The following is a 24,071-nucleotide window of genomic DNA, read 5'->3' as shown; positions in this document are numbered from 1 at the left end:
CCCGGCTATTTCACACCGCTGGTTCAGCGCCGTACCGGGCGCTTCTGCAACTTGCGCTGTAAGGTACGCCGGTGCATGCCCAGGGCGCGGGCGGTAGCGGAAATGTTGCCCTCGTGCTCGGTCAGTACGCGCTGGATGTGTTCCCACTGCAGGCGGTCTACCGACATCGGGTTTTCCGGCACCAGGGTGTCAAGGTCGGCATGTTCGGAGAGCAGCGCGGCCAGCACGTCATCGGCGTCCGCCGGTTTGCACAGGTAATTGCAGGCGCCGCGCTTGATCGCCTCGACGGCCGTGGCAATGCTGGAATAACCGGTGAGGATCACCACGCGCATTTCCGGGTCGAGTTCCAGCAGCTTGGGCAACAGCACCAGGCCGGAGTCGCCGTCCATTTTCAGGTCGAGCGCGGCGTAGTCCGGCAGGTCGGCCTGGGCGATGGTCAGGCCCTCTTCGGCCGACCCCGCAGTGCTGACGCGAAAGCCGCGACGGCTCATGGCGCGCGCCATCACGCGGGTAAAGGTGGCGTCGTCATCTACCAGCAGCAGGTGCGGCAGTTCTTCGCCTTCGACTTGGATCTCGTCACTCATCGATATCTCCTCGTGCGACACGGGGCAGGCGCAGCTCGGTGAGCGTGCCACCTTCCTCATGACTATAGAGCTTCACTGAGCCGCCCGCGCGGGTCACGCTGGCCTTGCTCAAAAACAGGCCCAGGCCGAAGCCTTTGCCCTTGGTGGTAAAGAAGGGTTTGCCGATTTGCTCGGCAATGGCCAGCGGCACGCCCGCGCCGTGGTCACGAATACTGATGGTGACGTTTTCCGCGTCCCAGTCCAGCTGCACGCCCAGGCCTTCGGGGCAGGCGTCGGCGGCGTTGTTCAACAGGTTGAGCAGCGCCTGGGTCAGGTCCGGCGGCGGCGCCATGCGCGGTACAGTGCCCTGCCCTAATAAATGAAAGCGATAACTGGCTTCAGGGCGCATCAGGTGCCAGCGGTTCAGGGCTTCGTCGAGCCACTGGGTCACATCCTGCATTTCTACCGCCAGACGGCGGTTGGCCTCGGCGGCGCGCACCAGTTGCTGCAAGGTGTGCTTGCACTGCTTGACCTGCTCCTGCAACACACTGAGGTCATCTTGCAGGGCCGGGTCGGGGTGGTCCTGGACCATCTCATTGAGCAGCACACTCATGGTCGCCAGCGGCGTGCCCAGTTCATGGGCGGCGCCGGCTGCCTGCGTGGCAACTGCCAGCAGTTGCTGGTCACGCAGGCCTTCTTCACGGCGGATGGCGCGCAGTTCTTCCTGCCGGCGCAGTTCCTCGGCCATGCGCGCGGCGAAGAATGTAATCACTGCCGCCGACAGCGCAAAGCTCAGCCACATCCCGTAAATCTGCAGGTTTTCCCGGGCGATGGGAAAGGTCTGCAACGGGTAGAACTGCGCCAGCAGCAGGGTATACAGCGCCAGCGCGATGCCCGAAAGCACCACCGAGTAGCGCCACGGCAGGGTCACCGCGGCGATGGTCAGTGGCACCAGGTAATAGGAAACGAAGGGGTTGGTGGACCCCCCCGAGAAATACAGCAACACACTGTGGATAAACAGATCGCAGGCCAGCTGCAGGGCATATTCCAGCTCGGTCACCGGCCAGGTGGTGCGCAGCCGAATGGCGGTGAACACACACAGCACGATGGAGAAACCAAGGGTGACGGCCAGTTGCAGCCACGGCAGCGGCAACAGGTCGAACCAGTAGGCGAGCCCGACGGAACCGGCCTGTGCGGCCAATACCAGGGTGCGAATGAACGTCAGGCGCCAGAGGTTCTGGCGTGTGGCGGAAGTCAGTTTTACGGCGGCGAGCATGAGCTCTCCCGATGAGCGCTGCAGGCGGATCGTCGGGAGTATAAACGAAGCAGACCCGCCGCCACGGCCTGTGTGGCTCTTTGACGCAGGCCGGGCGAATGACCGTTCGTCGGCGTTGCCGCAACTTGTAGGTATTGTGTAAACCCGAAGAACCCGATGCCACCGTCTACAGTCATACCGAACACGAACAACCCCAAGGAGTTTCCATGTCTCGTTTCACTCGCAGTGCTGCTGTTATCACCCTCGGCGTCGCAACCCTGGCCAGCCTCCCCGCGCTGGCAGCCGAAGGCCTGAACTACAACCAGATTTCCCTGCGCGCCGAGGTCAGCCAGGAGGTTGCCCGCGACAAGATGATCGTGACGCTCTACACCGAGTCCCAAAACAGCGACCCGGCCAAGCTCGCCGCCGAAATCACCAACACCATGAACAAGGCCCTCGGTGAAGCCCGCGAAGTCAAAGGCGTGACCCTGCGCCAGGGCAGCCGTAACAGCTACCCGATCTACGACAACAAGAACCAGAAAATCACCGGCTGGCGTGAACGCGCCGAGCTGCGCCTGGAAAGTGCGGACTTCCCGGCCCTGTCCAAGCTCACCGGCGAGCTGCTGAACACCCTGAAAATGGAAAACATGGATTTCGCCATCGCCGACGCCACGCGCAAGTCCAGCGAAGACGCGTTGCTCAAAGACGCCGTCGCCGCCTTCAAGGCCCGCGCGCAACTGGCCACCGACGCACTCGGCGGCAAGGGCTACAAGATCGTCAACCTGAACTTCAACACCAACGGCTACCCGATGCCTTACGCGCGCAACGGCGGGATGATGATGAAAGCCGCCATGGCCGATTCGGCGCCCACGCCTGAAGTGGAAGCCGGCACCAGCCAGGTCAACATGAGCGCCGACGGTGTGATCGAAGTGCAAATGCAGTGACCCCTACCTGATACACCTGAACGGCGGTAACCTCGGTGACCGCCGTTTTCGTTTGGGCAGCTTTTATATGCCTGCCACTTCAGGGGTCTCCATGGAAAGAATCGCTTTCAAACCGCTCCTTCTGGCTGCAGGCCTGCTGGCTTTCATGCCGATGGCCCACGCGGCCACTACCCTGGTCTACTGTTCCGAAGCCAGCCCTGCCGGTTTCGACCCCAGCCAGTACACCAGCGGCACCGATTTTGATGCCTCCGCCGAAACCGTGTTCAACCGCCTGACCCAGTTCAAGCGCGGCGGCACTGAAGTCGAACCCGGCCTGGCGACGAGTTGGGACGTGTCAAAAGACGGCCTGACCTACACCTTCCACCTGCGCGATGGCGTGAAGTTCCACACCACGGACTTCTTCACCCCCACCCGCGACTTCAACGCCGATGACGTGCTGTTTACCTTCAACCGCCTGCTGGACGCGAACAGCCCGTTTCGCAAGGCTTACCCGTCCGAGTCGCCGTATTTCACCGACATGGGCTTGAACACCACGATCAAGAACGTTGAAAAACTCGACGACCACACCGTGCGTTTCAGCCTTAACAATGTCGATGCATCGTTTGTGCAGAACCTGGCCATGAGTTTCGCCTCGGTGCAGTCGGCCGAGTACGCCGCGCAGCTATTAAAGGAAGGCAAGGCCGAGGACATCAACCAGAAACCCGTCGGCACCGGGCCGTTTGTGTTCAAGCGCTACCAGAAGGACTCGCAGATTCGCTACGCGGCCAATAAACAGTATTGGAAGCCCGAGGACGTGAAGCTCGACAATCTGGTGTTCGCCATCACCCCGGACGCCGCCGCGCGCCTGCAGAAACTCAAGGCCGGCGAGTGCCAGGTCAGTGGTTACCCGCGCCCCTCCGACATTGAAGTGATGAAGCAGGACCCCAACCTGCGCGTACTGCAACAGGCCGGGTTCAACCTGGGCTTTCTGGCTTACAACGTGACCCATCCGCCGCTGGACCAGCTCAAAGTGCGCCAGGCATTGGACATGGCCATCGACAAGCCCGCCATCATCAAGGCCGTGTACCAGAGCGCCGGGCAATTGGCGCAGAACGCACTGCCTCCGGCGCAGTGGTCTTATGACCCCAATATCAAGGACGCCCCGTACGACCCGACCAAGGCGCGGGCGCTACTAAAAGAAGCAGGGGTTGCACCAGGTACCACCATCAACCTGTGGGCGATGACTGTTCAACGCGCGTCCAACCCGAACGCGCGCATGTCGGCACAAATGATCCAGCAGGATTGGGAAAAAATCGGCATCAAGGCCAACATCGTCAGCTATGAGTGGGGCGAGTACATCAAGCGCGCCAAAAATGGCGAGCACGATGCCATGATTTACGGCTGGACCGGCGACAATGGCGACCCCGATAACTGGCTCGGCGTGCTCTACAGTTGTGCCGCGGTCAAGGGCAGCAACTACGCCAAATGGTGTAACCCGGCCTACGACAAACTCGTGCAGCAGGCCAAGGTCAGCAATGACCGCGAGCAGCGCATCAAGTGGTATCAACAGGCGCAAAAAATCCTTAAGGAACAAGTACCTATAACGCCTATTGCAAACTCGACGGTTTTCCAGCCCCTGCGCAAGGAAGTCCAGGACTTCAAGATCAGCCCGTTTGGCCTCACGCCGTTCTATGGTGTCAGTCTAGATAAGTAACAAGCCCGCCCCAACCGAGTGCGCCAGACGCCTCGGTTGGGCTTTTTTGGTGCGCTCAATGCACCGAAAAAAGCCCCTATATATATGCATTTATGTACAAACTTTCATAAATGCGACATTCCTGTACGTTCGTACCACAGTTTCACCCTCGCGACGGTTCAGCATCTTGCAATGGGTATGGCGCCTGCATAAGTATCCGCAGGCCGACTCACGAGGTCGCCCTCACCACCAAAAATGACAACAAATCATGAGGCCAACATGCTTAAACACGCAGTCCTTCCGTTACTTGTTAGCGCTGGCCTTATGGCCGCAGCTCCTTTCGCCCAAGCGGCGACTAACCTGGTGTTCTGCTCCGAAGGGAGCCCGGCCGGTTTTGATCCAGGCCAGTACACCACCGGAACAGACTTCGATGCCTCGGCCGAAACCATGTTCAACCGTCTGACCCAGTTCGAACGCGGCGGCACCGCTGTGATTCCTGGGCTGGCCACCAGCTGGGACGTGTCCCCGGATGGCCTGACGTACACTTTCCACTTGCGTGATGGCGTGAAATTCCACACCACCTCGTACTTCAAACCGACCCGTACCTTCAATGCCGATGACGTGCTCTTCACGTTCAACCGCATGATCAACAAGGACGATCCGTTCCGTAAGGCCTACCCCACCGAGTTCCCGTACTTCACGGACATGGGGATGGACACCAACATCAAGAACATCGAGAAAGTCGATGACCACACCGTCAAGTTCACCCTTGGCACCGTGGACGCCGCTTTCATCCAGAACCTGGCCATGAGCTTCGCCTCGATCCAGTCCGCCGAATACGCTGCCCAGCTGTTGAAGGAAGGCAAAGCGCCGGACATCAACCAGAAGCCGGTCGGCACTGGCCCGTTCGTGTTCAAGAGCTACCAGAAAGACTCGAACATTCGTTACACCGGCAACAAGGACTACTGGAAACCTGAAGACGTGAAGATCGACAACCTGATCTTCGCCATCACCACCGACCCGTCGGTGCGCATCCAGAAGCTCAAGAAAAACGAATGCCAGATCACCCTGTTCCCGCGTCCGGCCGACCTTAAGGCACTGGGCGACGACAAGGACCTGAAACTGCCGCACCAGGCCGGTTTCAACCTGGGCTACATCGCTTACAACGTCATGCCGGTTCTCAAAGGCCAGACCGCGCCCAACCCACTGTCTGACCTGCGCGTTCGTGAGGCGCTGGACATGTCGGTGAACAAGCAGCAGATCATTGACTCCGTGTACCAGGGCGCAGGCCAACTGGCGGTCAACGCCATGCCGCCGACCCAATGGTCCTACGACACCACCATCAAGGATGCGAAATACGATCCTGCCAAAGCCAAGGAACTGCTCAAGGAAGCCGGCGTTAAAGACGGCACCGAGATCACCCTGTGGGCCATGCCGGTTCAGCGTCCATACAACCCGAACGCCAAGCTGATGGCGGAAATGCTGCAGAACGACTGGAAACAGATCGGCCTGAAAGTAAACATTGTCAGCTACGAGTGGGGTGAGTACATCAAGCGCTCCAAAGGCGGCGAGAACCAGGCCATGATCATTGGCTGGAGCGGTGACAATGGTGACCCGGACAACTGGCTGAACGTGCTGTTCGGCTGCGACTCGCTGGCCGGTAACAACTTCTCCAAATGGTGCGACAAGAAATTCGACGGCATCGTGAAAGAAGCCAAGGCCACATCGGATGTCGCCAAACGCACCGAGCTGTACAAGCAGGCGCAACATATCCTCAAAGATGCAGTCCCGATGACACCTATCGCGCACTCGACGGTGTATCAACCCATGCGCAACAACGTGCAGGACTTCAAGATCAGCCCGTTTGGCTTGAACTCCTTCTACGGCGTGAGCGTCAGCGGCAAGTAAGGATCACTAACGGCGACGTTTCATAACGTCGCCGTTATTGCATCCGTCCGGACCGTAGGAAACAGACCACATCCGCAACCGTTGCCGTCCTACAGCAACGAACTGCGGTTTATGCATCCGTTGCCTACAAGGTCAATCAGTTTCGGCGCATTTACTGCGAAGTCCACGGCCCATAACGTCGCAGGACAGCAGAGGCGCCCGCTGTCGGGCACTTGCTGTGAGTGGGATCAGTGATGTCTCCCGGGCGGTTGGCCCGGGTGATTGCTCGCTGATGACAATTACAAACAAGGATCGGGATCGTCATGCGCCATACCACCGTTCTATCCGCAATTTTTGGCACCAGCCTGCTGGCTGTAGCCACAATGGGCCAAGCCGCCGAGAAGAAGAGCCTGGTGTTCTGCTCCGAAGGCAGCCCGGCCGGTTTTGACACTGCGCAGTACACCACCGCCACCGACAACGACGCCGCGGAGCCTTTGTACAACCGCCTCGTGGAGTTCGAAAAAGGTGCGACCAACGTGGTGCCTGGGCTGGCAACCAAGTGGGATATTTCCGAAGACGGCCTGACTTACACCTTTCACCTGCGTGAAGGGGTGAAGTTCCACAGCAACAAGGAATTCAAGCCGACGCGCGACTTCAATGCCGACGACGTGCTGTTCACCTTCAACCGCATGCTTGACGCCGAACACCCGTTTCGCAAGGCCTACCCCACCGAGTTTCCGTACTTCAACGGGATGAGCCTGAACAAGAACATCGCCAGGGTCGAGAAAACCGGCCCGCACACCGTGGTGATGACCCTGAACACGGTCGACGCCGCGTTCGTCCAGAACATCGCCATGAGCTTCGCCTCGATCCTGTCGGCCGAATACGCCGAGCAGTTGCTTAAAGAAGGCAAGCCCAGCGACATCAACCAGAAGCCGATCGGCACTGGCCCGTTTGTGTTCCAGCGCTACCAGAAAGACTCGCAGATCCGTTATGTGGGCAACAAACAGTACTGGGACCCGAGCCGGGTCAAGCTGGACCAACTGATTTTCGCCATCAACACCGACGCCTCGGTACGCGTGCAAAAGCTCAAGGCCGGCGAGTGCCAGATCACCCTGCACCCGCGCCCCGCCGACGTCGATGCGCTCAAGGCCGACCCGAACCTGCAATTGCTGACCAAGCCAGGTTTCAACCTGGGCTACATCGCCTACAACGTGCGCCACAAACCTTTCGACCAGCTCGAAGTGCGCCAGGCGCTGGACATGGCGGTGAACAAGCAAAGCATCCTCAACGCCGTGTACCAGGGCGCAGGCCAACTGGCAGTCAACGCCATGCCGCCGACCCAGTGGTCCTACGACGACACCATCAAGGACGCCCCCTACAACCCGGAAAAAGCCAAGGAATTGCTCAAGGCCGCCGGCGTGAAGGAAGGCACCGAAATCACCCTGTGGGCGATGCCGGTACAACGGCCGTACAACCCCAATGCCAAGCTGATGGCCGAGATGCTGCAAAGCGACTGGGCCAAAATCGGCCTCAAGGTCAAGATCGTCAGCTACGAATGGGGCGAGTACATCAAGCGCACCAAAAATGGTGAGCACGACATCAGCCTCATCGGCTGGACCGGCGACAACGGTGACCCGGACAACTGGATGGGCACCCTCTACAGCTGCGACGCCATCGGCGGGAACAACTACTCCATGTGGTGCGACCCGGCGTACGACAAGCTGGTCAAGCAAGCCAAGGTCGTCACCGACCGCGAACAAAGGACTGTTCTGTACAAACAGGCGCAGCAACTGCTTAAAGCACAGGTGCCGATCACGCCAGTCGCCCACTCGACGGTCAACCAGCCGTTAAGCGCCAAAGTCGAAGGGTTCAAAGTCAGCCCCTTCGGCCGCAACGTGTTCTCGGGCGTCAGTCTCAACCCATAAGAAAATAACCGGATGATGGAGAGCGAAGTCTGCTCTCCAGCAAACGTGCAGCCTTTTGTTGGGAATTCTCCTACGGCAAACGTTTGCAAAGGCTTGAACGAGTTACACACCCAATAGCCGGTTCACCTAAAAAGACCGGCATTAAAAAGAGAACCAAAGGAGCTCCACCCATGAAACTGAGCAGCAAAGCGCTTCTGGCCCTGGCCATCAGCAGCATCACGGCAACCGCCTTCGCTGAAACCCAAAGCCAGGACTTCGTCCCAACCACATTGGCCGGCACCAGCGCCCAAAGCGAGGCCAAGGGCTTTGTCGATGGCGCAAGCCTGGGCGGTACCACGCGTAACTGGTTCTCCAACGAGCAGAAATTCCGTGGCGGCAAGTTCACCTACCAGAAGCACGGCGAGGCACGCACCGATGCGTACCGTACCAACTGGGTACAGGGCACCATCCTCAACCTGAGCTCGGGCTTCACCCAGGGCACCGTTGGCGTCGCGACCGAAGTTGCCGCCTACAACGCCATCGTGCTGGACCGCAGCAAGCGTGACATCAAGGGGGGTTCCAACCGTACCCTGGCCGACTCCGACGGCGATGCAGTAGGCCAGTGGAGCAAACTGGGCCTGGCCAACGTGAAGTTCCGCGTTTCGAACACCACCTTGACCGCCGGTCGCCAGAACTTCAGCAGCGGCATCATCGACACCATCGGTAACCGTGCCCTGCCATCGAGCTTCGAAGGTTTCGCCCTCAACAGCGAAGAGTTCAGCAACCTGTCGTTCCAGGGCGCTTACTTCGACCGCGTGTCGCCACGTACCGAGCAGAGCCTGTCGAAATTCCGTACCGAATACGGCAATGGCCAGGAAGCGGATCACGTCTACACCGCCGGTGTGAACTACCAGCCGTTCAAGAGCCTGAAAACCAGCTTCTTCGGCGCTCAGGTCAAAGACTTCTGGAACCAGTACTACTTCGGCGCCACCCACGAACTGGGTGACAGCCAGCAACTGAGCCTGACCACCGGCCTGAACTACTACAAGACCGTCGACGAAGGCAAAAAGTTGATGGGCAAGATCGACAACGATACCTACTCGCTGTCGCTGGGCCTGACTCACCAGGCTCACAGCCTGACCTTCTCGTACCAGGAAGTGAACGGTAACGAGTACTTCGACTACCTGCACGAAACCAACGGCATCTACCTGGCCAACTCCCTGACGTCCGACTTCAACGGCCCGAACGAGAAATCGTTCCAGATCGCTTACGGCATCAACATGGCCGAATACGGCGTGCCAGGCCTGAAGTTCAACATCTACTCGGCTCGCGGCTGGGGCATCGACGGTACTCACTACACCGGCGACGGCGGCCGTGCCGGCTTCGCTTACAACGGTATCCAGGCTCAGGACGGCGAGAAACACCAGGAATACGGTATCGGTACTTCCTACGCCGTTCAGAGCGGCGCGCTCAAGGCCACCACCATCCGTGGCACCTACGTGACTCACCGTGCCTCTGCCAACCAGGCTGACGGCAACATCCGTGAATTCCGTCTGGTCACCACCATCCCGTTCAACATTCTTTAATTAGCACCAGGCAGACGGCGGGCTCATCACGAGCCCGCCGTCTACGCTTGTCTGGTTCCATCGATTGCAGAGGGCTCTGAATGAAAATGCTCCCGCTACAAGCCGCTGTGGCCGCTGCGCTGTTGAGCGTGGCGATCGGCGTTTCGGCCAAACCGCTGGTGGTCTGCACCGAAGCCAGCCCGGAAGGTTTTGACCCGGTTCTGTACACCACGGCCGTCACCGCTGACGCCGCCGCGGAAACCATGTTCAACCGTCTCGTGGACTTCAAGCCCGGCACCACCGAAGTGGTGCCGGCACTGGCCAAGGACCTGCCGGAAATCAGCGCCGATGGCCTGACCTACACGTTCCACCTGCGTGACGACGTCAAGTTTCACACCACCGACTACTTCAAACCCACGCGCAACCTGAATGCCGACGATGTGCTTTGGAGCTTCCAGCGCCAGCTGGACCCGAATCACCCTTGGCACAACAAGTCCAACGTGGGCTACCCGTACTTTGAAAGCATGGGCTTCAAGGAACTGCTCAAAAGCGTCACCAAGACCGACGACCACACAGTCGTCTTCACGCTGACCCGTCCTGAAGCACCGTTCCTGGCCGACCTGGCCATGGCGTTTTCCTCGATCCACTCCGCCGAATACGCCGACCAGTTGCTCAAGTCCGGCAAGACCGACGACCTGAACGCCAAACCCGTCGGCACCGGCCCGTTCATCTTCACGCGCTACGCCAAAGACGCCCAGGTACGGTTCAAGGCCAACCCGGAGTACTTCCGTGGCAAGCCACCGGCTGACCCGCTGATTCTGGCGATCACCACCGACAACAACGTGCGCCTGCAAAAGCTCAAGGCAAACGAGTGCCAGATCGCGCTGTATCCAAAGCCCGATGACGTGCCGAGCGTCAAGGCCGACCCGAACCTGAAGGTCGATGAACTGGCGGCAATGACCACCAGCTACACCGCCATGAACACGACCCACAAGTACATGAGCGACGCCCGTGTACGCCACGCGATCAACATCGCGTTCGACAAGGTCGGTTACACCGATGCCTTGTACGGCAAAGGCAATGCGGTGGTGGGCACGGGCCCGTACCCGCCGACGCTGCTGGGTTTCAGCGACAAACTGAAAAACCCGCCACGCGACCTCGACAAGGCCCGCGCCCTGCTCAAGGAAGCCGGCGTGCCGGAAGGCACCGAAATCACGCTGTTCACCCGTAACGGCGGCGGCCCGACCAACCCGAACCCGATGCTCGGCGCCCAGCGCATGCAGGCCGACCTCGCCCAGATTGGTTTGAAGGTCAACATCAAAGTTATGGAATGGGGCGAAATGCTCAAGCGTGCTAAAAACGGTGAGCACGACATGGTTTCGGCCGGCTGGGCGGGGGATAACGGGGACCCGGACAACTTCCTCACCCCTAACCTGAGTTGCGATGCAGCGAAAAACGGCGAAAACTACGCCCGCTGGTGTAACAAGGAGTTTCAAGACTTGATCGACAAGGCGCGCGCCATCGCTGAACCCGCCCAGCGCGCTGCACTCTATGAACAAGCCATGGACGTTTTCGACAAGGATCAACCCTGGATTCCCATGGCTTACCCGAAAATGTTCACCGCCATGCGCAAAAACGTCGAGGGTTATACCCAAAGCCCTCTGACGACCAATAACTTCGCCACCACCCAGGTGAAGTAAATAAGAGAAGACGCTCGGCACCGTCGATATTGACGGTGCCGGACCTGCCTAACCGGCTGACTGAGGTACACAACAAGATGTTTAGTTTTATTGCCCGCCGATTGGGGTTATTGATCCCCACGTTTTTCGGCATAACGTTGCTCACGTTTGCGTTGATTCGCATGATCCCCGGCGACCCCGTTGAAGTCATGATGGGCGAACGACGAGTCGACCCCGAGATGCACGCACAGGCAATGGAACGCCTTGGCCTTAACAAGCCGCTGTATGCGCAATACCTGGACTATGTAGGCAAACTCGCCCACGGCGACCTCGGCGAATCGCTGCGCACACGCACCAGCGTGTGGACCGAATTCACCGCCCTTTTCCCTGCGACCCTGGAACTGTCCATGGCCGCCCTGTTGTTCGCCGGCGTCCTGGGCCTGTTGGCCGGGGTGATCGCGGCACTCAAACGAGGATCCCTGTTCGACCACGGGGTGATGGGCATCTCCCTCGCGGGATATTCGATGCCGATCTTCTGGTGGGGCCTGATCCTGATCATGTTCTTCTCGGTGAGCCTGGGCTGGACCCCGGTTTCCGGGCGTATCGACCTGCTCTACGACATCGAGCCGCGCACCGGCTTCATGCTGATCGACACCCTGCTGGCCGACGAGCCGGATGCGTTCTTCGACGCCCTGCACCACCTGATCCTGCCGGCCATCGTGCTCGGCACCATCCCGCTGGCGGTGATCGCGCGGATGACCCGTTCCTCGATGCTCGAAGTGCTGCGCGAAGACTACATTCGCACCGCCAAGGCCAAAGGCCTGTCGCCGACGCGCGTGGTATTCGTGCACGGCCTGCGTAACGCGCTGATCCCGGTGCTGACCGTGGTGGGCCTGCAGGTCGGCACCCTGCTGGCCGGTGCGGTACTGACCGAAACCATCTTCTCGTGGCCCGGCATCGGCAAATGGCTGATCGAAGCCATTGGCGCGCGGGACTACCCGGTGGTGCAAAACGGCATTCTGCTGATCGCCTGCCTGGTGATCCTGGTGAACTTCGTGGTGGATATCCTCTACGGCTTCGCCAACCCACGCATCCGTCACCAGCGCTGAGATCATGACCATGAGCACACCTACTCAAGCGGTAGCAGTCGATCAAAGCCTGCTGTATCCGTCCCCGTACAAAGAATTCTGGCAAGCCTTTTCCAAGAACAAAGGCGCGGTTGCCGGCCTGCTGTTCATGTTGCTGATCGTGTTCTGCGCGATCTTCGCCCCGTGGGTTGCGCCGCATAACCCGAGCGAGCAATACCGCGACTTCCTGCTGACCCCGCCGGCCTGGCTGGAAGGCGGGCAGATGCAATTTTTGCTCGGCACCGACGAACTGGGCCGTGACCTGCTCTCGCGCCTGATCCAGGGTTCGCGCCTGTCGTTGCTCATTGGTTTGTCGTCGGTGGTGATGTCGCTGATTCCGGGCATCCTGCTGGGCCTGTTCGCCGGGTTCTTCCCGCGCATCCTTGGCCCGACCATCATGCGTTTGATGGACATCATGCTGGCCCTGCCGTCGCTGCTGCTGGCTGTTGCCATTGTCGCCATCCTCGGCCCTGGCCTGATCAACACCGTGATTGCGATTGCCATCGTGTCGCTGCCGTCCTACGTGCGCCTGACCCGTGCTGCGGTGATGGGCGAGCTGAACCGTGACTACGTGACCGCCGCCCGCCTCGCCGGCGCCGGCCTGCCTCGCCTGATGTTCATCACCGTGCTGCCCAACTGCATGGCGCCGCTGATCGTACAGGCGACCTTGAGCTTCTCCTCGGCGATCCTCGATGCCGCAGCGCTGGGCTTCCTGGGCCTTGGCGTACAACCGCCAACCCCTGAGTGGGGCACCATGCTGGCGTCGGCCCGTGACTACATCGAACGCGCCTGGTGGGTGGTGAGCTTGCCGGGTTTGACCATTTTGCTCAGCGTGCTGGCAATCAACTTGATGGGCGACGGCCTGCGCGATGCGCTGGACCCGAAACTCAAGAACGCCGCCTGAGGAGATTCCCATGTCACTGTTAGAAATCAAGAATCTCAACGTCCGCTTCGGCGACAAGACCGCAGTCCCTGTGGTCGACGGCCTCGACCTCAAAGTCGACAAAGGCGAAGTACTGGCCATCGTTGGCGAGTCGGGTTCGGGTAAATCCGTGACCATGATGGCGCTGATGGGCCTGATCGAGCACCCCGGCATCGTCACCGCCGACGCGCTGAACTTCGACGGCAAGGACATGCTCAAGCTGAGCAACCGCCAGCGCCGCCAGATCGTCGGCAAGGACCTGGCGATGGTGTTCCAGGACCCGATGACCGCGCTGAACCCCAGCTACACCGTGGGTTTCCAGATTGAAGAAGTGCTGCGCCTGCACCTGAAAATGTCCGGCAAGGCGGCGCGCAAGCGTGCCATCGAACTGCTCGAAAAAGTCGAAATCCCGGGCGCCGCCAGCCGTATGGATGCTTACCCGCACCAGTTGTCCGGCGGTATGAGCCAGCGTGTCGCCATCGCCATGGCGATTGCCGGCGAGCCGAAGCTGCTGATCGCGGATGAGCCGACCACCGCGCTGGACGTGACCATCCAGGCGCAGATCATGGAACTGCTGCTGGCCCTGCAGAAAGAACAGAACATGGGCCTGGTGCTGATCACCCACGACCTCGCGGTGGTGGCTGAAACCGCCCAGCGCGTGTGCGTGATGTACGCCGGCCAAGCCGTGGAAGTCGGCCAGGTGCCGCAGCTGTTCGACATTCCGGCGCACCCGTACAGCGAAGCGCTGCTCAAGGCGATCCCCGAGCACAGCCTCGGCGCCACGCGCCTGGCCACGCTGCCGGGTATCGTGCCGGGTCGTTATGACCGCCCGCAGGGTTGCCTGTTGTCGCCGCGCTGCCCGTATGTACAGGAATCCTGCCGCGCTCAGCGGCCGGGCCTTGATCCAAAAACCAACAGCCTTGCGCGCTGCTTCTACCCCTTGAACCAGGAGGTGGCGTAATGGCCGTCGTTCTTACCGCCCGCGACCTGACCCGTCACTATGAAGTGTCCCGTGGCCTGTTCAAGGGCCATGCCACCGTGCGTGCCCTCAATGGTGTGTCCTTCGAGCTGGAAGCCGGCAAGACCCTCGCGGTTGTAGGCGAGTCGGGTTGCGGCAAATCCACCCTGGCCCGTGCCCTCACGCTGATTGAAGAGCCGTCTTCCGGTTCCTTGAAAATCGCCGGCCAGGAAGTCGCCGGGGCTGACAAGGCTCAACGCAAGCAATTGCGCAAAGACGTGCAGATGGTGTTCCAGAGCCCGTACGCCTCGCTGAACCCGCGCCAGAAAGTCGGTGATCAACTCGGCGAGCCGCTGTTGATCAACACCAACTTGTCCGCCGCCGAGCGCCGCGAAAAAGTGCAGGCGATGATGAAGCAGGTGGGCCTGCGCCCTGAGCATTACCAGCGCTACCCGCACATGTTCTCCGGTGGCCAGCGCCAGCGCATCGCCCTGGCCCGCGCCATGATGCTGCAACCCAAAGTGCTGGTGGCGGATGAGCCGACCTCGGCATTGGACGTATCGATCCAGGCCCAGGTGCTCAACCTGTTCATGGACCTGCAGCAGGAATTCAACACGGCCTACGTGTTCATTTCCCACAACCTGGCCGTGGTACAGCACGTTGCCGACGATGTGATGGTGATGTACCTCGGCCGCCCGGTGGAAGTGGGCCCCAAGGAAGACATCTACGCCCGCCCGCTGCACCCGTACACCCAGGCGCTGCTGTCGGCGACCCCGACCATCCACCCGGACCCGAACAAGCCGAAGATCAAAATTGTCGGCGAGCTGCCTAACCCGCTGAACCCGCCGCCAGGCTGCGCTTTCCACAAGCGCTGCCCGTACGCGACAGCGCGTTGCAGCAGCGAAGAGCCGCAACTGCGGGCCCTGGATAACCGCCAGGTGGCATGCCACTACGCGGAGCAATTCGTCGCCTGAGATCGTTCCCTCGCTCCACGCGGGAACGAGAATGCCCTGGGTGGTTAAGCCCAGGGCATCTACAGAGTTCTACCGCCCTGCCCGCCGGATTGCGCATCAGTCCGGCCGGCGGGGCTTTTTTATGCCTCAGGTATCGCTGTCACCCTGATCGCCATCATCTTCGTCCGGGGCCTGCTGGTCATCATCATCCTTGGAGCCGCCCTGATCCTGGTCCCCAGGCTCAGCTTCAGACTTAGCCAGTTGCAAGTGCTTGCCCTGCGCCGTCTGCACCGCCGAAAAGCCTGCCTGGCCGGTCTGTGGCGGGTTATGCGCCCAGGCCGTCGACATCCCCAACGACAACAGCACCAACACCTTTATCAACAGCACTACACGTTGAAAAATACTCATGGTCGATTTCCGTCCAGTCAGTGGAAGAATCCCGCACGACAGCGCTTTACCGTCGCCAGGGTAGAAGCTAGTCCCGTTGCCCCATTTACGCCAGGCGTCAGGTGTCACCGTCATCGTAGGTTTCGCTGTCCTCACCTTCGTTATAAGGGTTCTCCGCGTCCTCCTTGGGCGCAGGCTGGGCCTGGGGCTGCCAACCGCCGGAGTTGACCTCGCTTTGCTTCCTTTTGGTGACCGGGCCGGTGTCCTTCCACTGAGGGGTTCCGGCATCGGCCAGCACCGCCGTGCACGCCAGCCCCAGGCACCCCAGCAGCACCAGTTCAATGGCGCGTTGAGTTATACGCAAGATCGCCTCCTGATCCGTCGGTGAATGAGTGGAATAGTCCAAACGCTAGCCCGGAAGCCGGGTTAGCGCCAATGCTGCGGGCTGAATAAGGATCAAATGTGGGAGCTGGCTTGCCTGCGATAGCCTCAACCGGGTGTCTCTGATGCACCGAGGTGTCTGCATCGCAGGCAAGCCAGCTCCCACAGTTTTGGTTTTGTGGCGGGCATGAAAAAGGGCGAAGCCATGACAGCTTCGCCCTCTTGTCTACCGCTCAGACCTTAGTGGTGCTCGCGGGTCGCGCGGAATTTCACATCCGGCCAGCGCTCTTCCATCAGCGCCAGGTTGACCCGGGTCGGGGCCAGGTAGGTCAAGTGACCGCCGCCGTCGAGCGCCAGGTTTTCCACAGCCTTGTTGGAGAACTCTTCCAGCTTCTTCTTATCGCTGCACTCGATCCAGCGCGCGGAGTACACGGTGATCGGCTCGTAGGAGCATTCGACCTTGTATTCCTCTTTCAGGCGGCTGGCCACCACGTCGAACTGCAGCACACCGACGGCGCCAAGGATGATGTCGTTGCTGCGCTCGGGGAAGAACACCTGGGTGGCGCCCTCTTCCGCCAGTTGCTGCAAGCCTTGACGCAATTGCTTGGATTTCAGCGGGTCACGCAGGCGTACGCGGCGGAACAGTTCCGGGGCGAAGTGCGGGATACCGGTGAAGCCCAGGGCTTCGCCTTCGGTGAAGGTGTCGCCGATCTGGATGGTGCCGTGGTTGTGCAGGCCGATAATGTCGCCGGCGTAGGCCTCTTCGAGCTGTTCACGCTCGGAAGAGAAGAACGTCAGGGCGTCGCCGATGCGTACGTCCTTGCCGGTGCGCACGTGGCGCATCTTCATGCCTTTTTCGTATTTGCCGGAGCAGATACGCATGAAGGCGATACGGTCGCGGTGTTTGGGGTCCATGTTCGCCTGGATCTTGAACACGAAACCCGAGAACTTCTCTTCCACCGGTTCCACGGTGCGCTCGTTGGCCACACGAGCCAATGGACGTGGCGCCCAATCGACCACAGCGTCGAGTACGTGGTCGACACCAAAGTTGCCCAGGGCGGTACCGAAGAACACCGGGGTCAGTTGCCCGTCGAGGAATTCCTGCTGGTTGAACTCGTGGCAGGCGCCCTGCACCAGCTCCAGCTGTTCAACAAAACGGTCGTACTCGTCACCCAGGTGGGCGCGGGCTTCGTCCGAGTCGAGCTTCTCGATGATCTTGGTTTCAGTGCGCTCGTGACCGTGGCCGGCGGTGTAAACAATGATGTAGTCGTCGGCCAGGTGGTACACACCCTTGAAGTCGCGGTAGCAGCCGATCGGCCAGGTGATCGGCGCGGCCTTGATCTTCAGGACGGCTTCGATTTCATCGAGCAGCTCGATCGGGTCACGGATGTCGCGGTCGAGTTTGTTGATGAAGCTGACGATCGGCGTGTCACGCAGGCGGCACACGTCCATCAGCGCGATGGTGCGTGGCTCGACGCCTTTACCGCCGTCGAGGACCATCAATGCCGAGTCCACCGCGGTCAGGGTGCGGTAGGTGTCTTCGGAGAAGTCTTCGTGGCCCGGGGTGTCGAGCAGGTTGACCATGTGGTCGCGATACGGGAACTGCATGACCGACGTGGTAATGGAAATACCCCGTTGTTTTTCCATTTCCATCCAGTCGGAGGTGGCATGGCGGTCGGATTTGCGGGATTTCACCGTGCCGGCCACCGCGATTGCCTTGCCCATCAGCAACAGCTTCTCGGTGATGGTGGTTTTACCGGCATCGGGGTGGGAAATAATGGCGAAAGTGCGGCGTTTCGCGACTTCGGCGGCCTGGTGGGTCATGGGAAATCGCCTGGCAGGTGAGTCAAAAAAGGGCGGCGAGTATAGCGCAAACCCCGGGCGCCGGACCACCGTTCACCCGATTGGGGGTGGCTAAATGCTGCCAAGTATGGAACCTTTTAAAAGGTCGAGACGTCCACTCCCCTGCTACCGCACTCGGAACAGGGGCTGATAAATCAGCAAGTTAGCCTGACGAGGCTGCGCTCATGGCTCGATCGCATACCGCGTTGCCGGTATCGGCGAGCTGCTTTTCGCGAACTCATTCGCCGACAGCCAGGAATGGCATTGCCGCTCGGAAATGTGTTCGCCGACAAAAGAAAAAAGGAGTCCGCCTGTGGCTATTCGCTATGGCAAAGGGCTGATAGGAGGCGTGGTTGTCGTCGCGCTCCTGGCCCTGCTGGTCCACTGGATCGGCATCAACACGATCGAACTGTACCGCGACGATTTGTTGTTTTACCTGCAAGCTCACCTGATCCTCGTTCTTGTCTCCATGCTGGCTGCCCTCGTTGTAGGGATCCCCGCCGGTATCCTGCTCAGCCGACCGAACATGGTCGGGCGCGCAGAACGCTTCATGCAGATCTTCAACATCGGCAACACCGTCCCTCCCCTGGCCGTACTGGCCATCGCCCTCGGCGTCCTCGGCATCGGCAGTGGCCCGGCCATCTTCGCGCTGTTCCTAGCGTCCCTGCTGCCCATCGTGCGCAACACCTACGAAGGCCTGAAAAACGTCCAGGGCTCCCTCAAAGAAGCCGCCACCGGTATCGGCATGACGCCTCGCCAGGTGCTGTTTCGTGTGGAATTGCCCAACGCCGTGCCGATCATCATCGGCGGCGTGCGTGTGGCGTTGGCGATCAACGTCGGCACCGCCCCGCTGGCATTCCTGATCGGCGCCAACAGCCTGGGCAGCCTGATTTTCCCTGGCATCGCCCTGAACAATCAGCCGCAACTGCTGCTCGGCGCCGCGTGCACCGCGTTGCTGGCCTTGCTGCTCGATGGCTTGGTGACCCTGGCCAGCCGCCTCTGGCTGGAACGCGGGCTGCGGGCGTCTTAAGGAATCGACATGAAAAAACTGACCTTGATACTGAGCTGCGTCCTGCTGTTGGCAGGCTTTGCGCAAGCCGCTGAAAAACCAGTGATCCGCATCGGCGCGCGGGTGTTCACCGAACAGACCCTGCTGGCCGAAATCACCTCCCAGTACCTGCGCACCAAAGGCTACGACACCCGCGTGACCGGCGGCCTGGGCAGCAACCTGGCGCGCAGTGCCCAGGAAAGCGGGCAGCTGGATTTGATTTGGGAGTACACCGGCGTGTCGCTGGTGGCCTACAACCACATCGACGAGAAACTCGACAGCGAACAGTCCTACGCTCGGGTGAAAGAACTCGACGCAAAAAAAGGCCTGGTCTGGCTCTCGCCGTCGCGCTTCAGCAACACCTACGCGTTGGCACTGCCGGAGAAGGTTGCCGAGGAACATCCTGAAATCAGCAGCATCAGCGACCTGACGAAGGCCATGGCGCAGAACGCCAAAGAGAACCGCCTGGTGGCCTTGGACACCGAGTTCGCCAACCGCTCCGACGGCCTGGCCGGCATGGTCAAGCTGTACGACATGAACCTCACGCGCAAAAACACCCGGCAGATGGACGCCGGCCTGGTCTACACCGCGCTGCGCAATGGCCAGGTGTTTGCCGGTTTGGTCTACACCACCGACGGTCGCCTGAACGCCTTCAAATTGAAGCTGCTGGAAGACGACAAGCACTACTTCCCGGACTACACCGCTGCGCCCGTGGTGCGTCAGGTTTATCTCGATGCCCACCCGGAATTGGCCGCCGACCTCAAGCCGCTGGCCGATCTGTTCGACGACGAAACCATGCGCCAGTTGAACGCGCGGGTCGACGTTGACCATGAAAGCCCATCCGCCGTGGCCGCAGACTTCCTGCGCCAACATCCGATCAATCAATAAGGAGAAGACATGGAATTCCTGAACGCCTTTTCCCATCTTGATTGGGCCCAGGTCCTGCACCTGACCGGGCAGCACATCACCCTGGTCGGCATTGCCGTGATCCTCGCGATCCTCATCGGCGTGCCCCTGGGCATCCTGATGACGCGCTTCCCGACGCTCGCAGGGCCCTTGCAAGCCAGCGCCACCGTGTTGCTCACCGTGCCCTCCATCGCGCTGTTCGGCCTGCTGCTGCCGTTCTACTCCAAATTCGGCCAGGGCCTGGGGCCGATGCCGGCGATCACCGCCGTGTTCCTCTACTCCCTGTTGCCGATCATGCGTAATACCTACCTCGCCCTCACTGGCGTGGAACCGGGTATTCGCGAAGCCGCGCGCGGCATCGGCATGACCTTCGGCCAGCGCCTGCGCATGGTCGAGTTACCCATCGCCGTCCCCGTGATCCTCGCCGGTGTGCGCACCGCCGTGGTGATGAACATCGGCGTGATGACCATCGCCGCCACCATCGGCGCCGGTGGCCTGGGTGTACTGATTCTGGCTTCCATCAGCCGCAGCGACATGTCGATGCTGATCGTCGGCGCCGTGCTGGTCAGTCTTCTGGCCATCTTCGCCGACCTGCTTCTGCAATGGCTGCAACGCTCGCTGACTCCAAAAGGATTGCTCAAATGATCGAACTTCAAAACCTGTCCAAGACTTTTCAAAGCAACGGCAAGACCATCACCGCCGTGAACGATGTCAGCCTGACCGTCAATGAAGGCGAGATTTGCGTGTTCCTGGGGCCTTCGGGTTGCGGCAAGAGCACCACGCTGAAAATGATCAACCGCCTGATCAAGCCCACCTCGGGCAAAATCCTGATCAACGGCGAAGACACCACCGACCTCGACGAAGTGACCCTGCGTCGCAACATCGGTTATGTGATCCAGCAGATCGGCCTGTTCCCGAACATGACCATCGAGGAAAACATCGTGGTCGTGCCGAAATTGCTCGGCTGGGACAAACAGAAATGCCACGACCGCGCCCGCGAGTTGATGAGCATGATCAAGCTGGAACCCAAGCAGTATTTGCACCGCTACCCGCGTGAATTGTCGGGCGGGCAGCAACAGCGCATCGGTGTGATCCGTGCACTGGCGGCCGATGCGCCGCTGCTGCTGATGGACGAGCCGTTCGGCGCAGTCGACCCGATCAACCGCGAGATGATCCAGAACGAGTTCTTCGAGATGCAGCGCGCGCTGAACAAGACCGTGATCATGGTCAGCCACGACATCGACGAAGCCATCAAGCTGGGTGACAAGATTGCGATCTTCCGCGCCGGCAAGCTGCTGCAGATCGACCACCCGGACACGCTGCTGGCGCACCCGGCCGACGAATTCGTCAGCAACTTCGTGGGCCAGGACAGCACCCTCAAGCGCCTGCTGCTGGTGAAGGCCGAGGACGCGGCGGACAACGCGCCGTCGGTCAGCCCGGAAACCCCGGTAGCCGAGGCCCTGGAACTGATGGACGAGCACGACCGCCGATATGTGGTGGTCACCTGCGCCGAGAACAAGGCGCTGGGGTATGTACGACGCCGCGACCTGCACCGTCAGGCCGGTACCTGTGGCCAGTACCTTCGCGAGTTCAACGCCACGGCGGCGTATGACGAGCATTTGCGCATCCTGCTGTCGCGCATGTACGAGTTCAACCGCTCGTGGTTGCCGGTGATGGATGCGGAGCGGGTGTTCCTGGGGGAAGTGACGCAGGAGTCGATTGCCGAGTACTTGAGCTCTGGTAAATCCCGTGGGGGCAAGACCAGTATTGTGTCGCCGGCCGAAACTGCGTTGGCCTGATCCACCGCTATCGCAGGCAAGCCAGCTCCCACAGGTGACCGCGTCGTCATGGATGACACCGATCCCTGTGGGAGCCGGGCTTGCCCGCGATGAAGGCACCGCAAATCCCGCTGATTTGCCCCATTCGGGGAACATCAATCCGTCACACCGGTCGGTTACATAAGTAGCTGCACGGGTTCCCGCGACGAACGCGTGCAAAAACGCGACATTTTTAGTTGATCTATGGCCCCTCACGTCCTAAAGTTCGCGCCGAACGTCCATGCTGGAAACGATCCATCCGGCTCAAGTACTGACGACGAGACAGCAAGGCCAAGGGAAGCGGTTGATCCCATGGCCTTTTTGCTTTCGGCGACATGCCTTGGGAAGTAGGCGAACCAAAGTGGGGATACGGAGGACGTTCATTTGCACCCATTGATCAATTCAGTTTGCCCTTAGGAGTTCCCAGCATGTCGATCAACGTCGAAGATTATTTCGCGCGCGCCACTTTTGACAAAATGAAGGCGTTCGCCGACAAGCAAGAAACCCCGTTCGTGGTGATCGACACCGCGATGATCAGCCAGGCCTACGATGACCTGCGTGCCGGTTTCGAATTCGCCAAGGTCTATTACGCGGTCAAAGCCAACCCGGCCGTCGAGATCATCGACCTGCTCAAAGACAAGGGCTCGAGCTTCGACATCGCCTCGATCTACGAGCTGGACAAAGTTTTGGGCCGTGGCGTCAGCCCGGACCGTATCAGCTACGGCAACACCATCAAGAAATCCAAGGACATCCGCTACTTCTTCGAGAAGGGCGTGCGCCTGTTCTCCACCGACTCCGAAGCAGACCTGCGCAACATCGCCAAGGCCGCGCCGGGTTCGAAAGTGTATGTGCGTATTCTCACCGAAGGCTCGACCACCGCTGACTGGCCTTTGTCGCGCAAATTCGGTTGCCAGACCGACATGGCCATGGACCTGCTGATCCTCGCCCGCGACCTGGGCCTGGTGCCTTACGGCATCTCCTTCCACGTGGGTTCGCAGCAGCGCGACATCAGCGTGTGGGACGCGGCCATTGCCAAGGTCAAGGTGATCTTCGAGCGTCTGAAAGAAGAAGACGGCATCCACCTCAAGCTGATCAACATGGGCGGCGGCTTCCCGGCCAACTACATCACCCGCACCAACAGCCTGGAAACCTACGCTGAAGAAATCATCCGCTTCCTCAAGGAAGACTTCGGCGACGACCTGCCGGAAATCATCCTGGAGCCGGGCCGTTCGTTGATCGCCAACGCCGGCATCCTGGTCAGCGAAGTGGTGCTGGTGGCGCGTAAATCCCGCACCGCCGTCGAGCGCTGGGTGTACACGGATGTGGGCAAGTTCTCCGGCCTGATCGAAACCATGGACGAAGCCATCAAGTTCCCGATCTGGACCGAGAAGAAAGGCGAGATGGAAGAAGTGGTCATCGCCGGCCCAACCTGCGACAGCGCCGACATCATGTACGAAAACTACAAGTACGGCCTGCCGCTGAACCTGGCGATTGGTGATCGTCTGTACTGGCTGTCGACCGGTGCCTACACCACCAGCTACAGCGCGGTAGAGTTCAATGGCTTTCCGCCGCTGAAGTCTTACTACGTGTAAGAAAGCTGCCCATAAAAAAACCCATGACATGTCATGGGTTTTTTATGGGCGTCTACACATCAACGATCTTCGCGGACATGCCACAAACGCAAAATGTAGACCGTCGATTCCTGAATTTCGTAGCGTATTTCGTAATGGCCGACCAATAGCCTTCTCACGTCTCGCGGTTCAAATTCTTCAACCCGTTCACCTATTCGCGGATTGCTCACCAAGCTCATAGGTGCTTGGGAAAGCGACTGCACTGTACGCGCCGCCGCCATCCGATTTACAACGGCAAGGAAGTCGAAAAGTCGAGCCAGGTCGGATAAGGCCTTACTGGTCCACTTCAATTCCATCATCGAGGTACCGGCAGCGGCGTATCGGTGCTCAAACTGTCTGCCCAAGCTTGAACTGCCTGTTGATCAATCACACGGCCGGCATCGACATCGGCCATCGCCTCACGCGTCAGTCGACTGCGCTCTTCCTCCATATCAACCCAATCGGCGAGTGCTTGCTTGACAATCCAGCCACGCGATCGGTCCATTCGCGCCGCGAGTTGATCGACTTTTTGCGCCAGGGCGGTGGGGACGTGAGCTGTCAGTACTTTTGTGTCGGCGCCCATAAATCCTCTCTTCGCAAAATCACGCAATATCTGATTGAAACTGAATCACCCTAAATCATAGTGAT

Annotated in this window: 22 protein-coding genes; 15 read left to right on the top strand and 7 right to left on the bottom strand. The window is 60.1% G+C overall.

The features are described from left to right. Positions 1-23: 23 nt before the first annotated feature. Together ATI14_RS11485 and ATI14_RS11480 are read right to left on the bottom strand one after the other, a co-directional pair. On the bottom strand, positions 24-584 hold the full coding sequence (locus tag ATI14_RS11485) for a response regulator transcription factor (RefSeq protein WP_003171731.1): 561 nt from the start codon (positions 582-584) through the stop codon (positions 24-26). Beyond that, on the bottom strand, positions 577-1,839 hold the full coding sequence (locus tag ATI14_RS11480; RefSeq protein WP_016971580.1) for an ATP-binding protein: 1,263 nt from the start codon (positions 1,837-1,839) through the stop codon (positions 577-579). Before ATI14_RS11480 ends, ATI14_RS11485 begins: the two co-directional genes overlap by 8 nt. Positions 1,840-2,045: 206 nt before the next feature. Here ATI14_RS11480 and ATI14_RS11475 point away from each other — a divergent pair, with 206 nt between their 5' ends. The 10 genes from ATI14_RS11475 to ATI14_RS11430 all read left to right on the top strand — a co-directional run bounded on the left by ATI14_RS11475 (position 2,046) and on the right by ATI14_RS11430 (position 15,453). Continuing rightward, positions 2,046-2,762, top strand: a complete 717-nt coding sequence (locus ATI14_RS11475; RefSeq protein ID WP_016971581.1) for an SIMPL domain-containing protein — start codon at positions 2,046-2,048, stop codon at positions 2,760-2,762. A gap of 91 nt (positions 2,763-2,853) precedes the next feature. Then, a complete protein-coding gene (locus ATI14_RS11470; RefSeq protein ID WP_016971582.1) occupies positions 2,854-4,455 on the top strand; it encodes an ABC transporter substrate-binding protein in 1,602 nt (533 codons plus the stop codon). A gap of 258 nt (positions 4,456-4,713) precedes the next feature. Then, the gene (locus tag ATI14_RS11465; protein ID WP_016971583.1) at positions 4,714-6,342 is read left to right on the top strand and encodes an ABC transporter substrate-binding protein; all 1,629 of its coding nucleotides are present in this window, start codon (positions 4,714-4,716) and stop codon (positions 6,340-6,342) included. A gap of 362 nt (positions 6,343-6,704) precedes the next feature. Further along, positions 6,705-8,249, top strand: a complete 1,545-nt coding sequence (locus ATI14_RS11460; protein WP_370590113.1) for an ABC transporter substrate-binding protein — start codon at positions 6,705-6,707, stop codon at positions 8,247-8,249. A 170-nt stretch (positions 8,250-8,419) separates the two neighbouring features. After that, positions 8,420-9,814, top strand: a complete 1,395-nt coding sequence (locus tag ATI14_RS11455) for an OprD family porin (protein WP_016971585.1) — start codon at positions 8,420-8,422, stop codon at positions 9,812-9,814. Between the two features lie 80 nt (positions 9,815-9,894). Beyond that, on the top strand, positions 9,895-11,493 hold the full coding sequence (locus ATI14_RS11450; protein WP_016971586.1) for an ABC transporter substrate-binding protein: 1,599 nt from the start codon (positions 9,895-9,897) through the stop codon (positions 11,491-11,493). A gap of 77 nt (positions 11,494-11,570) precedes the next feature. Further along, a complete protein-coding gene (locus ATI14_RS11445; protein WP_016971587.1) occupies positions 11,571-12,581 on the top strand; it encodes an ABC transporter permease subunit in 1,011 nt (336 codons plus the stop codon). A 10-nt stretch (positions 12,582-12,591) separates the two neighbouring features. Next, positions 12,592-13,503 carry an ABC transporter permease subunit gene (locus ATI14_RS11440; protein ID WP_016971588.1) on the top strand — a complete coding sequence of 304 codons (912 nt, stop codon included), beginning with the start codon at positions 12,592-12,594 and terminating at the stop codon, positions 13,501-13,503. 10 nt (positions 13,504-13,513) lie between these two features. Next, positions 13,514-14,482: an ABC transporter ATP-binding protein gene (locus ATI14_RS11435; protein ID WP_016971589.1), complete on the top strand. Its 969-nt coding sequence runs from the start codon at positions 13,514-13,516 to the stop codon at positions 14,480-14,482. Then, positions 14,482-15,453 carry a peptide ABC transporter ATP-binding protein gene (locus tag ATI14_RS11430; RefSeq protein ID WP_016971590.1) on the top strand — a complete coding sequence of 324 codons (972 nt, stop codon included), beginning with the start codon at positions 14,482-14,484 and terminating at the stop codon, positions 15,451-15,453. Before ATI14_RS11435 ends, ATI14_RS11430 begins: the two co-directional genes overlap by 1 nt. A 126-nt stretch (positions 15,454-15,579) precedes the next feature. Here ATI14_RS11430 and ATI14_RS11425 read toward each other — a convergent pair whose 3' ends face one another. From ATI14_RS11425 to ATI14_RS11415, 3 genes are all read right to left on the bottom strand, one after another. Beyond that, positions 15,580-15,840 carry a hypothetical protein gene (locus ATI14_RS11425; RefSeq protein ID WP_016971591.1) on the bottom strand — a complete coding sequence of 87 codons (261 nt, stop codon included), beginning with the start codon at positions 15,838-15,840 and terminating at the stop codon, positions 15,580-15,582. Positions 15,841-15,937: 97 nt separating this feature from the next. Beyond that, positions 15,938-16,183: a hypothetical protein gene (locus tag ATI14_RS11420; protein ID WP_016971592.1), complete on the bottom strand. Its 246-nt coding sequence runs from the start codon at positions 16,181-16,183 to the stop codon at positions 15,938-15,940. A 257-nt stretch (positions 16,184-16,440) separates the two neighbouring features. Next, entirely contained in the window at positions 16,441-18,024 is a 1,584-nt protein-coding gene (locus ATI14_RS11415) for a peptide chain release factor 3 (protein ID WP_016971593.1), read from the bottom strand. A 331-nt stretch (positions 18,025-18,355) separates the two neighbouring features. On the opposite strand from ATI14_RS11415, the gene ATI14_RS11410 reads away from it, so the two are divergent. The 5 genes from ATI14_RS11410 to ATI14_RS11390 all read left to right on the top strand — a co-directional run bounded on the left by ATI14_RS11410 (position 18,356) and on the right by ATI14_RS11390 (position 23,405). After that, the gene (locus ATI14_RS11410) at positions 18,356-19,072 is read left to right on the top strand and encodes an ABC transporter permease (RefSeq protein WP_016971594.1); all 717 of its coding nucleotides are present in this window, start codon (positions 18,356-18,358) and stop codon (positions 19,070-19,072) included. A gap of 9 nt (positions 19,073-19,081) precedes the next feature. Further along, on the top strand, positions 19,082-19,978 hold the full coding sequence (locus ATI14_RS11405; RefSeq protein ID WP_016971595.1) for a glycine betaine ABC transporter substrate-binding protein: 897 nt from the start codon (positions 19,082-19,084) through the stop codon (positions 19,976-19,978). A gap of 9 nt (positions 19,979-19,987) precedes the next feature. Beyond that, on the top strand, positions 19,988-20,641 hold the full coding sequence (locus ATI14_RS11400) for an ABC transporter permease (RefSeq protein WP_016971596.1): 654 nt from the start codon (positions 19,988-19,990) through the stop codon (positions 20,639-20,641). After that, positions 20,638-21,795 (top strand): osmoprotectant ABC transporter ATP-binding protein OsmV, encoded by a 1,158-nt coding sequence (locus tag ATI14_RS11395; protein ID WP_016971597.1) that lies wholly within the window; start codon positions 20,638-20,640, stop codon positions 21,793-21,795. Before ATI14_RS11400 ends, ATI14_RS11395 begins: the two co-directional genes overlap by 4 nt. Positions 21,796-22,241: 446 nt before the next feature. Further along, a complete protein-coding gene (locus ATI14_RS11390) occupies positions 22,242-23,405 on the top strand; it encodes a type III PLP-dependent enzyme (protein WP_080520058.1) in 1,164 nt (387 codons plus the stop codon). Between the two features lie 59 nt (positions 23,406-23,464). Here the strand turns inward: ATI14_RS11390 and ATI14_RS11385 are convergent, their stop codons facing one another. Further along, positions 23,465-23,740, bottom strand: coding sequence for a type II toxin-antitoxin system RelE/ParE family toxin (locus ATI14_RS11385; protein ID WP_026083149.1), 276 nt, complete (start codon positions 23,738-23,740; stop codon positions 23,465-23,467). Beyond that, positions 23,740-24,006 carry a CopG family ribbon-helix-helix protein gene (locus ATI14_RS11380; RefSeq protein WP_016971600.1) on the bottom strand — a complete coding sequence of 89 codons (267 nt, stop codon included), beginning with the start codon at positions 24,004-24,006 and terminating at the stop codon, positions 23,740-23,742. Before ATI14_RS11380 ends, ATI14_RS11385 begins: the two co-directional genes overlap by 1 nt. Between the last annotated feature and the right edge of the window lie 65 nt (positions 24,007-24,071).

Origin of the sequence: Pseudomonas tolaasii NCPPB 2192 (assembly GCF_002813445.1) — a bacterium.
GTDB lineage: Bacteria > Pseudomonadota > Gammaproteobacteria > Pseudomonadales > Pseudomonadaceae > Aquipseudomonas > Aquipseudomonas tolaasii.
Note: the sequence above shows the minus strand (reverse complement) of the source record. Positions and strands in the feature narration are given on the sequence as shown.